Annotated in this window: 14 protein-coding genes and 1 pseudogene; 11 read left to right on the top strand and 4 right to left on the bottom strand. The window is 66.6% G+C overall.

All coding sequences use genetic code 11. From position 1 onward, the window contains the following. From ABZF37_RS10510 to ABZF37_RS10500, 3 genes and pseudogenes are all read right to left on the bottom strand, one after another. A pseudogene (locus tag ABZF37_RS10510) lies at positions 1–423 on the bottom strand (carboxypeptidase regulatory-like domain-containing protein); the annotation flags it as partial. Positions 424–459: 36 nt separating this feature from the next. Further along, positions 460–1,716, bottom strand: coding sequence for a Rieske 2Fe-2S domain-containing protein (locus ABZF37_RS10505; RefSeq protein WP_372719645.1), 1,257 nt, complete (start codon positions 1,714–1,716; stop codon positions 460–462). Continuing rightward, positions 1,713–2,393 carry a TetR/AcrR family transcriptional regulator gene (locus ABZF37_RS10500; protein ID WP_372719643.1) on the bottom strand — a complete coding sequence of 227 codons (681 nt, stop codon included), beginning with the start codon at positions 2,391–2,393 and terminating at the stop codon, positions 1,713–1,715. Before ABZF37_RS10500 ends, ABZF37_RS10505 begins: the two co-directional genes overlap by 4 nt. Positions 2,394–2,554: 161 nt before the next feature. Between ABZF37_RS10500 and ABZF37_RS10495 the strand changes: the two genes are divergently transcribed. From ABZF37_RS10495 to ABZF37_RS10485, 3 genes are read left to right on the top strand one after another with little or no spacing between them, the layout of a single operon-like run. After that, positions 2,555–3,670, top strand: a complete 1,116-nt coding sequence (locus ABZF37_RS10495; RefSeq protein WP_372719641.1) for a fatty acid desaturase — start codon at positions 2,555–2,557, stop codon at positions 3,668–3,670. A gap of 22 nt (positions 3,671–3,692) precedes the next feature. Next, a complete protein-coding gene (locus tag ABZF37_RS10490) occupies positions 3,693–4,982 on the top strand; it encodes an aromatic ring-hydroxylating dioxygenase subunit alpha (protein WP_372719639.1) in 1,290 nt (429 codons plus the stop codon). After that, complete coding sequence (locus ABZF37_RS10485; RefSeq protein WP_372719637.1) at positions 4,979–5,467, top strand: aromatic-ring-hydroxylating dioxygenase subunit beta; 489 nt, start codon at positions 4,979–4,981, stop codon at positions 5,465–5,467. The genes ABZF37_RS10490 and ABZF37_RS10485 overlap by 4 nt, the downstream gene beginning before the upstream one ends. A 50-nt stretch (positions 5,468–5,517) precedes the next feature. Here the strand turns inward: ABZF37_RS10485 and ABZF37_RS10480 are convergent, their stop codons facing one another. Beyond that, complete coding sequence (locus ABZF37_RS10480; RefSeq protein ID WP_372719635.1) at positions 5,518–5,973, bottom strand: cytochrome c; 456 nt, start codon at positions 5,971–5,973, stop codon at positions 5,518–5,520. A 161-nt stretch (positions 5,974–6,134) separates the two neighbouring features. On the opposite strand from ABZF37_RS10480, the gene ABZF37_RS10475 reads away from it, so the two are divergent. The 8 genes from ABZF37_RS10475 to ABZF37_RS10440 all read left to right on the top strand — a co-directional run bounded on the left by ABZF37_RS10475 (position 6,135) and on the right by ABZF37_RS10440 (position 15,305). Beyond that, entirely contained in the window at positions 6,135–7,295 is a 1,161-nt protein-coding gene (locus ABZF37_RS10475; protein ID WP_372719633.1) for an isovaleryl-CoA dehydrogenase, read from the top strand. A gap of 95 nt (positions 7,296–7,390) precedes the next feature. Further along, positions 7,391–8,569, top strand: coding sequence for an acetyl-CoA C-acyltransferase (locus ABZF37_RS10470; protein WP_372719631.1), 1,179 nt, complete (start codon positions 7,391–7,393; stop codon positions 8,567–8,569). Positions 8,570–8,629: 60 nt separating this feature from the next. Then, on the top strand, positions 8,630–9,595 hold the full coding sequence (locus tag ABZF37_RS10465) for an NADP-dependent oxidoreductase (protein WP_372719629.1): 966 nt from the start codon (positions 8,630–8,632) through the stop codon (positions 9,593–9,595). Between the two features lie 33 nt (positions 9,596–9,628). Further along, positions 9,629–11,236, top strand: a complete 1,608-nt coding sequence (locus tag ABZF37_RS10460) for a carboxyl transferase domain-containing protein (protein ID WP_372719627.1) — start codon at positions 9,629–9,631, stop codon at positions 11,234–11,236. A gap of 7 nt (positions 11,237–11,243) precedes the next feature. Then, positions 11,244–12,032, top strand: coding sequence for an enoyl-CoA hydratase/isomerase family protein (locus ABZF37_RS10455; protein WP_372719625.1), 789 nt, complete (start codon positions 11,244–11,246; stop codon positions 12,030–12,032). A 1-nt stretch (position 12,033) separates the two neighbouring features. Beyond that, positions 12,034–14,028, top strand: a complete 1,995-nt coding sequence (locus ABZF37_RS10450; protein WP_372719623.1) for a biotin carboxylase N-terminal domain-containing protein — start codon at positions 12,034–12,036, stop codon at positions 14,026–14,028. Position 14,029: 1 nt separating this feature from the next. Next, the gene (locus ABZF37_RS10445; protein ID WP_372719621.1) at positions 14,030–14,962 is read left to right on the top strand and encodes a hydroxymethylglutaryl-CoA lyase; all 933 of its coding nucleotides are present in this window, start codon (positions 14,030–14,032) and stop codon (positions 14,960–14,962) included. Between the two features lie 121 nt (positions 14,963–15,083). After that, on the top strand, positions 15,084–15,305 hold the full coding sequence (locus ABZF37_RS10440; RefSeq protein WP_372719619.1) for an addiction module protein: 222 nt from the start codon (positions 15,084–15,086) through the stop codon (positions 15,303–15,305). The last annotated feature ends 65 nt before the right edge of the window (positions 15,306–15,370 follow it).

The raw sequence follows: 15,370 nt of genomic DNA, 5'->3' as shown, positions 1-15,370 counted from the left end.
CTCGCCGTCTTTGAGGATGTCGCCGGCTTTGATGGGGTAGCGCTGGTCCGAAGGGGCGGCTCCGCCGCTGAAGCTTTGCCGGGCCGGGCGGCTGTAGATCTTGAAACCATGGGCTTCGACCTTGTCGTTGAGCGCGGCGAGCATGAAATGGCGGAATGAGCCGTAGAACGACGAGTCGCGCCGGGCCTTCCACGTCGCCGCCTGTACCGGGTCGGCCGTCGACATCTCCTCGAAGAGCGGCTCGCCGTCGTACTTGGTGCGGTTGGGGATGGCGACGAACTCGGTCAGGAAATACTTGATGCGGTAGCCGAGGGCTTCGTTTTCGATGATCAGCGGCTCGCTGGCGTGGGCGCGGAAATCGCCGCCTTTGGCGGAAAAGTCCAGGACTTCGGGGTTGACTAGCGGTATTGCTGGTGTGTGCATGCGTGTCCTTGCGTGAGGGGTTGAGACTGGGTCCGTTCAGAACTCCATAAGGCCCCGATAACCGCGCCAGAAGGAGCGGATCAGGGCTTCGTCGACCAGGCTATCGGTGCTGTCCGTGCCGCGTCCGCCGAGGGCGTCGTAGGCACATTCGCCTGCTGCACCGACGATGCCCTGCTGCACCAGCTGCGTCGCCTCGCCGTCTTCCATCGAGATGTAGCCGGCCGGACCGACCAGGTTGGCCTGTTTGATGCGCATGGCGCGCAGTTCTGGTGTGTCGTTGGCGTAGCCGAAAAAATGGAACACCAGCTCGAAGGCATTCACGCCCTTGGGCACGATCTGGCGAACGGCCAGTGTGTTGTGGATCTGCTGCAGCACCATGCTTGGGAACAGGGACTGGATGTGGTTCGTGAATACCGGTTCGAGCTCCGGGTGCACCGCGAGTACCGACGGATCGGCGAGCGTCACACCCTCGTCGTAGGTGCGGATCTTGCCGGTCTTGTACTCGCCGATGTCCTCGTCCTCGATCTTCCAGGCGCGCAGGATGCTGTGCATTCCGTGCTCGCCGCCGACCGTGCAGCCACCGCCCATGGACGAGCGGTACACGCCAAACGTGGCGTGGAACAGGTGCAGCAGCGAGGCGTGGTAGGGGTCCTTGGTGTTCTCGGTGTACAGCTTCCAGTTGGAGTGGATGTACTGGCGCGAGGTGCCCAGAAACTCCACCGGCCCGGTGAACACGCGGTCCACCCAGCGCAGCATGTCGGGTCCGAAATAGGTTTCGAGCGGCGGCGTGGCGTCCGAAAAACTCGCATAAACAAGCCCCTTGTAGCGGGCCACGTGCAGCTTGCGGGCGCCATGTTCGGCCATCTGGAAGTCGGCTGGATAGCCGCCCTTGCCGCCCAGGCCTTTGCGAAACGGCACGCCGATCAGGTCGCCCGCGCTGTCGTAGGCCCACTGGTGGTAGACGCAGGTGTGGGTCTGGCTGTTACCGCGCAGCTCGCGGCACACCAGCGCACCGCGATGCGCGCAGCGGTTGACCCAGGCGTGGATTTCGCCCTCGCCGTCGCGGGTGACCACCACCGGCGTCTCGCCGATAAAGGTCGCCTTCCAGTCGAACGGTTTGGGAATCTCCGCTTCCAGCGCCACGAAACTCCAGGTCGGGCCGCGGAAGATGCGCTCCTGTTCCAGGGCGTACACGGCCGGGTCCGAATACACCCAGTACGGCACCTGGGCCACATCATCTGGCCAAGGATGGCTGGGCAGGTCAGCGATGGACGGCATGCTTGGCTGGTTCATGACGAGGTCTCCTTGAAAGAAAACGCACAGTCGGCGCCGGGCTCGGCCGGCCGGCCGCCCATGCCTTGCGTCAGTACGCTCAGCACGTGCGCGGCGATCCGCTCCGGGTCGTCGTGTTCTGGCCGATAGTCACGGAAGTGAGGACGCAGCGCGCGCACCTCGTAATGGTGCAGCACCATGGCAAGCAGGGAGTGGGCAAGCAGGGTCGGATCGCGGTCAGGCGCCAACTCGGCGAACAGATCCACCGTGGCCTCGTACTGTTGGGCGAGCAGCGAGTTGGCCTGCAATTCCATCTGCTCGGCGTCGCCTTCGATCTGCTCGCGCTTCATCAGACGCACGAAATCGTGGTTGCCGGCCACGAAGGCGCAGTACTCGCGCAAATAGGTCGCCAGTCGTTGGTGCGGATCGCCCGGTCCGTGCAGAACGTCGCTGGCCCAGTGTTTGGCAGCCTGACCGTAGGCGTGGTCCAGCACGGCCAGATACAGCGCCCGCTTGCTGGCGAAGTAGTGGTACAGGGTGCCGATGGTCAGGCCGGCGGCGCGAGCGATCTCGCGCATGGTGATGCCGCCGTAGCCCTGGGTCGCGAACAGCGGCAGCGCCTGCGTCAGGATGCGATCGTGGCCCAGCAGCTCGGCCGGGTCGTCGGCGTGAATCGCCTGGGGGGCTGGGGAGGACATAACTGCTCCGTTTTGTGCGCGGGAGTGCTGTCTGGGCTGGCTGCCGGGCCGGACTGCGGCCTCGCAGCGAAGGACGTTTGCCACTCGCAATGAAAAAAGCTACGCTCGTTTTGCCTCCCGATCAAGCGATTGATCGAAGTATTTTTCGCGGAGACTTGCGGATGGCCGACTACACCGTTAAAGGCTTTTCGCCGGCCGCCTGGTTACTGCTGCCGGCTGCCATGGTGTCAGGGGCGATTGCGGGAGTCGCGCTGGGCGGCGGCTGGGTGTGGCTGGGTATCGCCGAGCTGCCTCTGCTGGCGCTGGTGGACACGGCGCTGGGTCCGGACCATCGGCCGCGGGCGCCTTTGGCTGGGTGGTTTGCCGACCTGCTGCTGGTGTTGCAACTACCGCTGGTGGCCTCGTTGTGGTGCGTGTTCGCCTGGCGCGTGGGGCCGGCGGCGGCCGGTTTGCAGGGCGCGGACTGGGTGGGGCTGGTGCTGTCCACTGCCTTCGTTACCGCCTACGGCGCGCTGCCGGCCTCGCACGAGCTCGGCCACCGGGATGATGTGTTCCGGCGCAAGGTCGGCAACCTGCTCGATACCTTCCTGCTAGCCCCCTACGGCGTGTTGTCGCACAACCACGTGCACCATCTGGCGCTGGACACGCTGGTCGATGCCGAAACCGCCCGGCGCGGGCAAAGCGTGTACAGCTTCATGATTTACATGGGCTGGAACCGGCACCTGGAAAGCTGGCGCGTGGAGGCGGCCCGCCTGCGGCGCATGGGCTATTCGCCGTGGTCGTGGCGCAGTGCCGTGTGGCGCGGCTTTGCCCAGTACGCGCTGGTGCTGACGGCCGTGGCTGCCATGGCGGGCGGCAGGGGCGTGGGTCTGGCGGTGCTGATATCCGTGCTGGCGCTGCTGATGCTGACGGCCCTGTCTTACTCGCAGCACTACGGCATGACCCGCGTGCCCGGATCGACGGTGCACATGCACCACGCTTGGAATCACCTGTATCCGCTGACCCGCGGCGGGATGTTCGAGATCACCACCCACTCGCAGCACCACATGGACGTTGACGTGCGTTACTGGAACCTGACACCCCTGCCGGACGCACCGCAGATGCCAAGCGCCTGGCTGTGCCTGCTGATGGCATTGCTGCCGCCGCTGTGGCTGCGGGTGATGCGCCCGCGCCTAGCCGATTGGGATCAGCAGCATGCCGTTGGCGCCGAACAGTCCCTGGCGCGCCAGGCCAACGCCGCCGCCGGTTGGTCGCAGCCAGTGGCAGAAACCACCTGAACACCCATCCCACAGGAACGACATGAGCAAAAACGATCCCGAAGCGTTGATCGTGAGCGCCCCGCAGGTACACAGCTACCTGGTCAACAAGCGCGCATTTGCCGACCCGGCCCTGTTTGCCCGCGAGTTGCAGGAGATCTACGGCAAGCTGTGGCTGTACGTCGGCCACGACACGGAAATCCCGAATGCGGGCGATTTCGTCACCCGCACGGTCGCCAGCCGGCCCATTCTGTACGTGCGCGGCACGGACGGCGTGGCCCGCGCGTACCTGAACACCTGCACCCACAACGGCTCCAAGGTGTGCCGCGAGGAATTCGGCAATCGCCGGCACTTCCCCTGCGCCTACCACGGCTGGGTTTTCGACTGCGACGGGCGGGCGGTGGAAGTGCCGGGGGAGGCTGCCTTTGGGCCCCAGTTCGACAAGGCCGACCACGGACTGATCGCGCCACCCAGCCAGGCGAGTTATCGCGGCTTTACCTTTGTCAGCTTTGCACGACGTGACGACCTGGTGGAGTACCTGGCCGGCGCCGCGCAGTACCTGGACATTCTGTGTCAGACCAGTGCCGCCGGCATGCGCGTGCTGCCGGGCACGCATCTGTACGCCACCCGCGCCAACTGGAAGATGTTGCCGGTGAACGTGATCGACGGTAATCATTTCATGCCGACCCACGTCACCTATCTGCAGTACCTGCGTGAGCGCGGCAGTGAGATGAAAGAACCGATCCGCGACTTCCACGAGGCGCACCTGGGCAATGGCCACACGGTGTTCGAGTACGAGGCGCCGTGGGGCCGGCCGCAGGGCAAGCCGGACCCGGCCTGGAGCGATGCCGTCAACGGCCAGATCCTGGCCCGGCGCGAGGAACTTCTCGCTCGCCTTGGTCCGGAACTGGGCGACCGCATCGCGCGGCGTAACCGCAATCTAGTGATTTTTCCGAACCTCATCATCAACGACATCATGGGTACCACCATCCGCGTGGCCGAGCCGGTCAGCGTCGATTACATGGAAATCACTGCCTGGCAATTCTGTCCGGCTGACGATCCTCCCGAACTGGCCCGCGTACGCAACGAGCAGTTCCTGACCTTTCTGGGCCCCGGTGGCTTTGCCACCCCCGACGACACCGAGGGCATGGAAGCCTCCCAGCGCGGCTTCGCCTGCTACCGCGAGGCACCGTGGGTCAATTATTCCAAGGGCATCGCCGCCGAACTGGCCGGTGGCTACACCCGCCCGGGAGAGTCGGATTTCATGATGCGGGCGTTTTTCAACGCCTGGCAGGAGTATCTGGGCATTGATCGGTTCGCGGAGGCCTCATGAGCGCGCAAGCCATCAGCCGGGCAGAGGTCGAGGAATTCCTGGCCTGGGATGCCTGGTTGCTCGACACCTGGCAACTGGAAACCTGGCTGGAGTTGTTCGCGCCGGATGCCCGCTACCAGGTGCCGAGCACTGACCGCCCGGATGGCGACCCGGTGAACAGCCTGTACCTGATCGACGACGATTACCGCCAGCTATGTTTCCGGGTCAAGCGTTTCAACCTGCCGCAGGGCCACGCCGAGCAGCCGCATTCGCGGACCCAGCGCCTGGTAACCAACGTTCTGATACACGGTGAACGGGAAGGAGCCCTGGACGCGACCGCCGCATTCCTGATCGCGCGTACCCGCCACGGTGAACGGGATCAGTTCGTGGGTCGTTACGAACTGCGCCTGCTGCGGGCGGAAGGCCAGATCAGGTTCTTGCAGCGCAAATCAGTGCTGGCCATGCCCGGCCTGAGGCCGGTTGGGACGGTTAGCATCATCGTGTAAACGTCAGCAGCCTGCCCGTTGCTAGCGGTCGCCGGGCAGGCGGTTTTGCTTCAGTCTTCCTTGTACTCGTCGTGGCAGTCCTTGCAGGACTGGCCAACCTTGCCGAACTGCGGTTTGAGGGCGTCAAGAGCGGTGGTGGTCTTGGCGACTTCGGCCAGTTTGGCAGCCTCGGTTTGCAGGGTTTCCAGCTTGGACTTGAAGTCGTCCATGTTGTCCCAGATTTCCTGCTTGGCGTCGGTTTTGCCGACCCGGCTGCCCGGGATGAAGCCTTCCAGCGGCAGTGTGCTCAAAAAGGCCACACGCTCGGCCCGCAAGGCAAAGGCCTTGGCATCGAAGGGGATCTCGCCTTTGACCATGCCAGCCATGGGGCCGAAGTTCCAGCCCATCGCGGTGTAAACACCCTGGCGGTAGTGGACGGCGTCCTCGGGTTTGATTTGCGCACCTGCGCCTACACAGACCGTGAACAGGGCAGCAGCGGTGCACGACAGGACAGTTTTACGCTTCATTGGGTCAGGACTCCTTAACGTCAGGAACGGCTCAATTCGGATCGAATCAGACTCTAACACAGGCTATTTGACACGCTTTCTGGTGCCTTGGAGGCCTGCCTCGGGTGGTAGTATTCCAAGCTATCTTGGTGTCATAAACCGAACACTCGGCGGGACTGACCGTGGCATTCGATCTGCATCTTGGCGAGGAACTCGATCTGTTGCGCGACACCGTGGCGCGTTTTGCGCGCGACGAGGTGGCGCCGCTGGCGGACGAGATCGACCGCAGCAACGAATTCCCAATGCACTTGTGGCCACGCATGGGCGAGCTTGGCCTGCTGGGCATGACGGTGCCGGAGGAGTTCGGTGGCAGCGGCATGAGCTACCTCGCGCACTTGGTGGCGATCGAGGAACTGTCGCGCGCCAGCGCGTCGGTCGGCATGTCCTACGGCGCGCATTCCAATTTGTGCGTGAACAACCTGTACCTGAACGGCACCGACGAGCAGCGGCGCACGTTCCTGCCCAAGCTGTGCTCCGGCGAGCACGTTGGCGCGTTGGCCATGTCGGAGCCGGGCGCCGGATCGGACGTGGTCGGCTCCATGCGCTGCACGGCCGTCCAGCGCGGCGACGTGTGGGTCGCCAACGGCAGCAAGATGTGGATCACCAACGGCCCGGACGCGGACGTGCTGGTGGTCTACATGCGCACTGACGATGCCGCCAAGGGTTCGCGCACCATTACCGCCTTCATCATCGAGAAGGGCATGCCCGGCTTCAGCACGGCGCAGAAGCTCGACAAGCTTGGCATGCGCGGCAGCAACACCTGCGAGCTGGTGTTTCGCGACTGCGAGATTCCGGCCGCAAACGTGCTGGGCGCTGTCAACCAGGGCGTCAAAGTGCTGATGCGGGGTCTGGATTCCGAGCGTGTGACCCTGTGCGGCGGGCCCCTGGGCATCATGCAGGCAGCCATGGACGTGGCGCTGCCCTATGTGCATGAACGCCAGCAGTTTGGGCAGGCCATCGGCACCTTTCAGCTGATGCAGGGCAAGCTGGCCGACATGTACGTGGCGTTGCAGTCGGCGCGGGCCTTCGCCTACCGGGTGGCGGAGGCCGTGGATACCGGCAGGCCATCGCGCAAGGACGCTGCCGCGTGCCTGCTGTACGCCTCGGAAAGCGCCGTGCGGGTGGCGCTGGAGGCCATCCAGTGCCTGGGCGGCAACGGCTATATCAACGACTATCCCACCGGGCGCCTGTTACGGGATGCGAAGATCTACGACATCGGCGCCGGCACCAACGAAATCCGCCGCATGCTGATCGGCCGCGAACTGTTCGACGAAACCGCCTGACAGTCGCGTCGTTCGATCACACGCATTCATAAGGAGCACACCGCCCTGAGCGGTTGTGTCATTCAAGCATTTCACTGCATAAGGAGCACATCGCCATGACAACCGGCGTCGTTATCGTTGCCGCCCGGCGCACCGCCATGGGTAGTTTCCAGGGTCAGTTCGCCAGCCTGTCGGCCAGTGACCTGGGCGCCGCCGCCATCGCCGCGGTGGTCGCCGACGCCGGCGTGGACGGCGCGCAGATCGAGGACGCGCACATCGGCTGTGTGCTGCCGGCTGGCCAGGGGCAGGCGCCGGGCCGCCAGGCGGTGCTCAAGGCGGGCCTGTCGCTGGGCGTGCCGGTCACCACCATCAACAAGATGTGCGGTTCGGCCATGAAGGCGGCCATGTACGCCTTCGACCAGATTCGCAGCGGCGACGTGAAGGTCGCGCTGGCCGGCGGCATGGAGTCCATGAGCAACGCGCCGTACATCCTGCCCAAGGTGCGTCAGGGCCTGCGCATGGGCCACGGCCAGGTGCTCGATCACATGTTCTGCGACGGTCTGCAGGACGTGCGCGAGGGCCTGCTGATGGGCGCCTTTGCCGAGCGCTGCGCAGAGCGGCAAGGTTTCTCGCGTGAGGCGCAGGACGCCTTTGCCATGGAGTCCCTGCGCCGCGCCCAGCGCGCCACCAACGAGGGCGATTCGGCTACCGAGATCGTGGCGGTGACGGTCAAGACCAAGGCCGGCGAGGTCAGCTACGACAAGGACGAGCAGCCGTTGACGGCCAAGATCGACAAGATTCCCACCCTCAGGCCCGCCTTCAAGGCGGACGGCACGGTCACCGCCGCCAATTCGTCGTCGATCTCCGACGGTGCCGCCGCGCTGGTGCTGATGGCCGAGGACGAAGCCGCCCGCCGTGGCCTGAAACCCCTGGCGCGGGTGCTGGGCCATGCCACCCATGCGCAGGACCCGGCCTGGTTCACCACCGCGCCGGTCGGCGCGATCGAGGTGCTGCTGCGCAAGCTCGGCTGGACCCCGGACAAGCCGGACCTGTACGAAGTCAACGAAGCCTTTGCCGTGGTGCCGATGACGGTGATGCAGGAACTGCGCATTCCGCACGAGAAGATGAACGTGCTGGGCGGCGCCTGCGCACTGGGTCATCCGGTCGGGGCGTCGGGTGCCCGTATCGTGGTCACGCTGCTGAACGCCCTGCGCCGTCGCGGTGGCAAGTACGGCGTGGCGGCGATTTGCCTGGCCGGCGGTGAGGCTACGGCGCTGGCGGTGGAGCTGCTCTAGGTTCCACCACTGCGTTTTGAACGTTTGCCCAATTGCCTCCGGACCGAGCCCCCCTTACGCATGAAAGCAATTGTTATCAACGACTTCGGCGGCCCGGAGCAACTGCAACTGGTCGAGCGGCCGATGCCGCCGATCACCGACGACCAGGTTTTGGTGGCGGTCCATGTCGCTGCCGTCAATCCCATCGACTGGCGCATTCGCAAAGGTCAGTTAAAGGATTTCGTCCCCTACGAATTCCCGGCCATCATGGGCCGCGAGGTCTCGGGCGTGGTGGCCAGGGTCGGCGCCGCGGTGCAGGACTTCAAGGTCGGCGATGCCGTGTTCGGCTTTCTGCAGCAGCGGCTGATGCACTGGGGTGGCTACGCGCAATTCGTCCCGGTCGAGGCCGCCAAGCTGGCGCACAAACCCGCCAATCTGAGCTTCGAGCAGGTCGCGGCGCTGCCGGTGGCCGGCCACACGGCCTGGCAGGGCCTGTTCGAAGTCGCGCAGCTGAAGCCCGGCGAGGTGGTGCTGATCACCGGCGCGGCTGGCGGCGTCGGCAGTCTGGCGGTGCAGCTGGCTTGCGACGCCGGGGCGACCGTAATCGCCAGCGCCAGCCCGGCCAATCACGCGTTCCTGCGCAGCCTGGGCGCCACGCTGGTGGTGGATTACCAGGCGCTGGATTTCGCGGCCACCGTCGCGGCGCAGTTCCCGGCCGGCGTGGACGTCATCTTCGCCGCCTTTGCCGGAGTGTCGCTGCAAGGCTGCGCGCCGCTGGTGCACGCCGGCACGCGCATCGTGCTGCTCAGCCCCGTCGCGACCGAACAGGACATGCACATCGGGCCGGTCACCTCGCAGTTGCTGATTGCCCGCGCCGACGGTCCGCAGCTGGCCAGGATTGCGGAGCTGGCCGCGCAGGGCCGGCTGCGACCACAGATCGGCCCCGTGCTGCCGCTGGAACAGGCGGCCCGCGCGCACGAGATGAGCGAAACTCACCACACGCGGGGCAAAATCCTGCTGCGGGTGGCCCCGGACGATCCGGCGTAGACCACACCGCACACCGAACCGAGGGAGCCCCGCGTGCCGGTACTCGACAGCAAGCTGAACCCCGCCGCGCCGCAGTTCCAGGCCGACGCCGCACACAACCGCGCGCTGGTGGCGGACCTGAAGGCCAAACTGGCGCAGTACGCCACCGGCGGCCCCGAGCGCGCCAAGGCCAAGCACAGCGCGCGCGGCAAGCTGCTGCCGCGTGAGCGCGTGGAAGCACTGCTCGATCCGGGTACGCCGTTTCTGGAATTCTCGCCGCTGGCGGCGATCGGCCTGTACGACGATGAGGCGCCATCGGCCGGCATCGTCACCGGCATCGGCCGGGTTTGCGGGCAGGAAGTGGTCATCGTCGCCAACGACGCCACCGTCAAGGGCGGCACCTACTACCCGTTGACGGTCAAAAAACACCTGCGCGCGCAGCAGATCGCGCTCGAAAACCGCCTGCCGTGCATTTATCTTGTGGATTCGGGCGGTGGCTTTTTGCCGCTGCAGGACGAGGTCTTCCCCGACCAGCACCACTTCGGACGCATCTTCTACAACCAGTCGGTGATGTCGGCGGCCGGCATCCCGCAGATCGCCATCGTCATGGGCTCCTGCACCGCCGGCGGCGCCTACGTGCCGGCGCTGTGCGACGAGACCGTCATTGTTAAAAACCAGGGCACGATCTTTCTGGGCGGCCCGCCGCTGGTGAAGGCGGCCACCGGCGAAGTGGTGAGCGCCGAGGAACTGGGCGGCGGCGACGTGCACAGCCGCACCTCCGGCGTCACCGATTACCTGGCCAGGAACGACCTGCACGCGCTGGGCATCGCCCGCGACATCGTGGCGACGCTGAACCGCAGCAAGCGCGTCGACCTGCCGCTGCGCGAACCGGTCGCGCCGCGTTTCGATGCCCACGACCTGTACGGCCTGGTGCCGGCCGACGCCCGCCAGCCGTTCGACGTGCGCGAGGTCATCGCCCGCCTGGTGGACGGCTCGGAGTTTCAGGAATTCAAGCAGCTGTACGGCACCACGTTGGTGTGCGGCTTTGCGCACCTGTGGGGTTACCCGGTCGGCATCATCGCCAATAACGGCATCCTGTTCTCGGAGTCGGCGCTCAAGGGCGCGCACTTCATCGAGCTGTGCTGCCAGCGCAAGATTCCGCTGGTGTTTTTGCAGAACATCACCGGCTTCATGGTCGGGCGCGAGTACGAGAGCCGCGGCATCGCCAAGGACGGTGCCAAGCTGGTGCACGCCGTCGCCAACGCCCAAGTACCCAAGTTCACGGTCATCATCGGCGGCTCGTTCGGGGCCGGCAATTACGGCATGTGCGGGCGCGCCTACGGGCCGCGATTTTTGTGGATGTGGCCCAACGCCCGCATCTCGGTGATGGGCGGCGAGCAGGCGGCCAGCGTGCTGGCCACCGTGCGGCGTGACAACATCGAGGCGCGCGGCGACACCTGGACCGTCGAAGAGGAAGACGCTTTCAAGACGCCGATCCGCGACCAGTACGAGGTCCAGGGCCACCCCTATTACGCCACCGCGCGGCTGTGGGACGACGGCGTGATCGACCCGGCCGACACGCGCAACGTGCTGGGTCTGGCCCTGTCAGCGTCGCTGAACGCACCGATTCCCGAGCCGCGCTTCGGCGTATTCCGGATGTGAGGGCGCCATGGACCTGCAAACCCTGACTTTGGATACAGACCACCGCGGCGTGGCTACCGTGGCGCTGAACCGCCCGCAGATCCATAACGCGTTCAATGATGTTGTTATCGCCGAGCTGGCCGCGTTGTTCGGACAGCTGGGCGACGACCCGGCGGTGCGGGCGGTGGTGCTGACCGGTGCCGGCGAGAGCTTTTCAGCCGGTGGCGACCTGGGCTGGATGAAGTCCATGATCGGCTACAGCGCCGCGGAAAACGAGACCGACGCACGCCGTCTGGCGGCGCTTCTGGATGTGCTGGACCGCCTGCCCAAGCCTACCGTGGCGCGCGTCAATGGCAGTGCGTTCGGCGGTGGCGTGGGTTTGGTGGCCTGCTGCGACATCGCCGTCGGCGTCGAAGGCGCCAGGTTCGGCCTGACCGAAGTGCGCCTGGGGCTGGCGCCGGCCACCATCGCGCCGTACGTCGTCCGCGCCATCGGCGCGCGCGAGGCGCGACGTTATTTCCTGACCGGCGAGCGTTTCCAGGCCCGCCGCGCCCTCCATATGGGCCTGTTGCACGAGGTGGTGGCGGCCGATGAACTCGATGCAACAGTCAACCTGCTGCTTGACGAGCTGCTCAAGGGTGGCCCCACGGCGCTCGTGGCGTGCAAACGGCTCGTGGAAGACGTGCAAGCCGCTACCGATCGCGAGTCTCTCAAGCGCGACACCGCGGCCCTGATTGCCCGCCTGCGCGTGTCGGACGAAGGCCAGGAAGGACTTCAGGCCTTTTTCGCCCGCCGGGCCCCGGACTGGATAACCTGACGTGTTCCACACCATCCTGATCGCCAACCGCGGCGAAATCGCCTGCCGCGTTATCGCCACTGCCAAGCGCCTGGGCATCCACACCGTGGCTGTGTATTCGGACGCCGACGCTGGCGCCCGCCACGTGCGCCTGGCAGACCGGGCGCTGCGCCTGGGACCGGCGCCGGCCGCGCAGTCGTACCTGGACATCGATGCCGTGATCGAAGCGGCGCTTGCCAGCGGCGCGCAGGCCATCCACCCCGGCTACGGCTTTCTGGCCGAGAACGCACAGTTCGCGCGCCGTTGCGCGCAGGCCGGGCTGGTTTTCATCGGCCCGCCGCCGGAGGCCATCGAAGCCATGGGCGCCAAGGACGCCGCCAAGCGCCTGGTGGGGCAGGCCGACGTGCCGGTGGTGCCGGGCTTCGACGCGCCGGGCGCGGACGACGCGCAGTTGATCAAGGCAGCCGGTGGCGTCGGCTACCCGTTGCTGGTCAAGGCCACGGCCGGCGGCGGCGGGCGCGGCATGCGCCGCGTGGACGGGCCCGGCGATCTTGCCGACGCCATTGCCGGGGCGCGGCGCGAGTCGCTGGCGGCCTTTGGCGACGACACGCTGCTGCTGGAACGCTACGTGACCGGCGCCCGGCATGTCGAGGTGCAGGTGTTCGCCGATGCGCATGGCGGCGCGCTGCACCTGTTCGAGCGCGATTGCTCCGTGCAGCGCCGGCACCAGAAGGTGGTGGAAGAAGCCCCGGCGCCGGGGCTGTCCGACACGCAGCGGGCGGGCATGGGTGCCGCGGCGGTGCGCGCCGCGCAGGCGGTCGGCTACCGCGGCGCCGGCACGGTGGAGTTCCTGCTGGCGCCGGACGGGGCGTTCTATTTCCTTGAAATGAACACCCGCCTGCAGGTGGAGCACCCGGTTACCGAACTGATCACCGGCCTGGATCTGGTCGAGTGGCAGCTTCGCGTGGCGGCCGGCGAACCGCTGCCACTGGCACAGGCCGACATCCCGCGCCGCGGCCACGCCATCGAGGTGCGTTTGTGCGCCGAAGACCCGTCGCGCGGCTTCATGCCCGGCGTGGGCCGGCTGGACACGCTGGCGCTGCCTGCGGCCGGGCCGGGGCGGCGTGTCGACACCGGCTTTGAGACCGGCGACAGCGTGCCGTCGCATTACGACTCCCTGCTCGCCAAGCTGATCGCCTGGGGCGAGGACCGCGAGCAGGCGCGCGCGCGGCTATTGGCCATGCTGGCCGAGACCGCCACAGTGGGCGTGGCCAGCAACGTGGCGCTGCTGGAGCGCATTCTCGCCACCGACGATTTTGCGGCCGTTAGCCACCACACCGGTTGGCTGGAAGGCGTGCTGGACGGGCTGGTCGCGCCGTCGCCGGCATCGGTCGACGCGCTGCTGGCCGCCACCTGGCGCCTGACCAGCGACGAACAAGCCGCGGCTTCGACGCAGCATGGCAACGACCGCGCCTCGCCCTGGTCGCTGGCCGGGCCATTCCGGGTCGGCGTGCCGGCCACGCGCACCGTGCGCTGGCTAACGGCCGACGAGACCGAGCACACACTCACCCTCACCGGCCGCAACGACGGCGGTTACAACTGGCAATGCGGCGACCTGGACGGCCCGCTGAGCGGCCGGCATGACGGCGCTGCGCTCACCGTCGATGGCCCGGCGGGGCAGCAGACGTGGCGCGTCTGGCGCAGTGGGGAGAGCTTCGAACTGTCCGGCCCGCAGCGCCTGAAATTGCGTTACCTCGACCCGCTGGCCGCCGAGGCCGGCGAGGAAGAAGCCGAACTGCGCCTGACCGCGCCCCTCCCCGGCAAGCTGGTGCAGGTAGCCGTGCAGGTCGGCCAGCAGGTGGCCAAGGGCGACCTGCTGCTGGTGCTGGAAGCCATGAAAATGGAACACCGCATCGTCGCCCCGCACGACGGGGTGATCGAGAGCCTGGGCGGTGCAACCGGCGATTTCGTGCCGGCCGCCGCGGTGCTGGTCAGCTTCGTTCCACCGGAGACCTGACATGCTGCCGGGCAGCCTGCCGCCGCGCATCCGCATCTGCGAGATGGGCCCCCGCGACGGCCTGCAGAACATCCCGGACACGGTGCCTCTGGCGGTAAAACTGGGCCTGATCGAGCGCTTGCAGGCGGCCGGCCTCACCTACATCGAAGTCGCCGCCTTCGTCAGCCCCAAAGCCGTGCCGCAGATGGCCGACGCCGAGGCCGTGTGCGCGGGTCTGAACCGCCAGCCCGGCGTCAGCTACGCCGCCCTGGCACCCAACGTGCAGGGGCTGGAACGGGCCCTGGCCTGCGGCATCGACGAGCTGGGTCTTTTCACCGCCGCGTCCGAAACCTTCTCGCAGCACAACACCCGCTGCACGATCGAGGAATCGCTAAAACGCGCCGCCGCCATCGCCGCGCCGGCCCGCGCCGCCGGCGTGCGCCTGCGCGGCTACGTGTCTTGCGTGCTCGGCTGCCCGTACGAGGGCGCCACTGACCCGGCAAAAGTGGCGGAACTGGCGGCAGCGCTGTTTGAACTCGGCTGCTACGAAGTCTCGCTCGGCGACACCATCGGTGTCGGCACACCGGGCAAGGCACACGCGCTGCTCAAGCGAGTCAGGCAGGCGGCGCCGACCGCGCCGCTGGCGCTGCATTTTCACGACACCTACGGTCAGGCGCTCGCCAACATCCTGGCTTGCCTGGACCAGGGCATCGCCAGCGTCGACAGCTCCGTAGCGGGCCTGGGCGGCTGCCCCTACGCCCCCGGCGCCAGCGGCAACGTGGCCAGCGAGGACGTGGTCTACATGCTGCATGGCCTGGGCATCGAAACCGGTGTTGATCTGGACGCGTTGTGCGCTGCCGGGACCTACATCAGCGAGGCGCTTGGCCGGCCATCCGGCAGCAAGGCCGGGCGGGCGCTGGTGGCCAGGGCGCAGCGCGCGGGAGCAACCGGTTGACGGTTTGTGTTGGGATGTTCGCAGCCACGGGGCGCCAGGATGAAGCGCGGCGAAATCCGGGATCGGAATCTGCGGTTCTGGGTGTATAAAAGTACCAAACAGCAATCGAGGTACCCCTCCCATGGTTGATGCAGCGCTTCTTTCCCGTGTAAAGACCATGAGTCCAGCCGATCGGCTTGAACTCATCGGAGCCGTTTGGGAAACCCTGTCCCCCGCGGACGCGCCAGTGACAGAAGAAGAAAAAACCCTTCTTGATGTCCGTTTGGCCGATCTGGAAAACAACCCGCAAGACCAAAGCCCTTGGTCGGAAGTTCGGACGCGGCTACGGCAACAGTTGCCTTGAGCTACACCGTTGAGGAAGAAATACGGTGCAATGCGCTTTGCTTATTGCGACATACGCGGACGGGG

It is taken from the genome of Immundisolibacter sp., from assembly GCF_041601295.1.
Taxonomy (GTDB): Bacteria; Pseudomonadota; Gammaproteobacteria; order Immundisolibacterales; family Immundisolibacteraceae; genus Immundisolibacter.
The sequence above is the reverse complement of the archived record's forward strand: the minus strand, read 5'-3'. Positions and strand labels throughout refer to the sequence as shown.

Bases quoted from the DNA above. Each gene is read 5' to 3' on its own strand.
- ABZF37_RS10505 (WP_372719645.1), bottom strand. From the start codon at position 1,716: ATGAACCAGCCAAGCATGCCGTCCATCGCTGACCTGCCCAGCCATCCT.
- ABZF37_RS10500 (WP_372719643.1), bottom strand. From the start codon at position 2,393: ATGTCCTCCCCAGCCCCCCAGGCGATTCACGCCGACGACCCGGCCGAG.
- ABZF37_RS10495 (WP_372719641.1), top strand. From the start codon at position 2,555: ATGGCCGACTACACCGTTAAAGGCTTTTCGCCGGCCGCCTGGTTACTG.
- ABZF37_RS10490 (WP_372719639.1), top strand. From the start codon at position 3,693: ATGAGCAAAAACGATCCCGAAGCGTTGATCGTGAGCGCCCCGCAGGTA.
- ABZF37_RS10485 (WP_372719637.1), top strand. From the start codon at position 4,979: ATGAGCGCGCAAGCCATCAGCCGGGCAGAGGTCGAGGAATTCCTGGCC.
- ABZF37_RS10480 (WP_372719635.1), bottom strand. From the start codon at position 5,973: ATGAAGCGTAAAACTGTCCTGTCGTGCACCGCTGCTGCCCTGTTCACG.
- ABZF37_RS10470 (WP_372719631.1), top strand. From the start codon at position 7,391: ATGACAACCGGCGTCGTTATCGTTGCCGCCCGGCGCACCGCCATGGGT.
- ABZF37_RS10465 (WP_372719629.1), top strand. From the start codon at position 8,630: ATGAAAGCAATTGTTATCAACGACTTCGGCGGCCCGGAGCAACTGCAA.
- ABZF37_RS10455 (WP_372719625.1), top strand. From the start codon at position 11,244: ATGGACCTGCAAACCCTGACTTTGGATACAGACCACCGCGGCGTGGCT.
- ABZF37_RS10445 (WP_372719621.1), top strand. From the start codon at position 14,030: ATGCTGCCGGGCAGCCTGCCGCCGCGCATCCGCATCTGCGAGATGGGC.
- ABZF37_RS10440 (WP_372719619.1), top strand. From the start codon at position 15,084: ATGGTTGATGCAGCGCTTCTTTCCCGTGTAAAGACCATGAGTCCAGCC.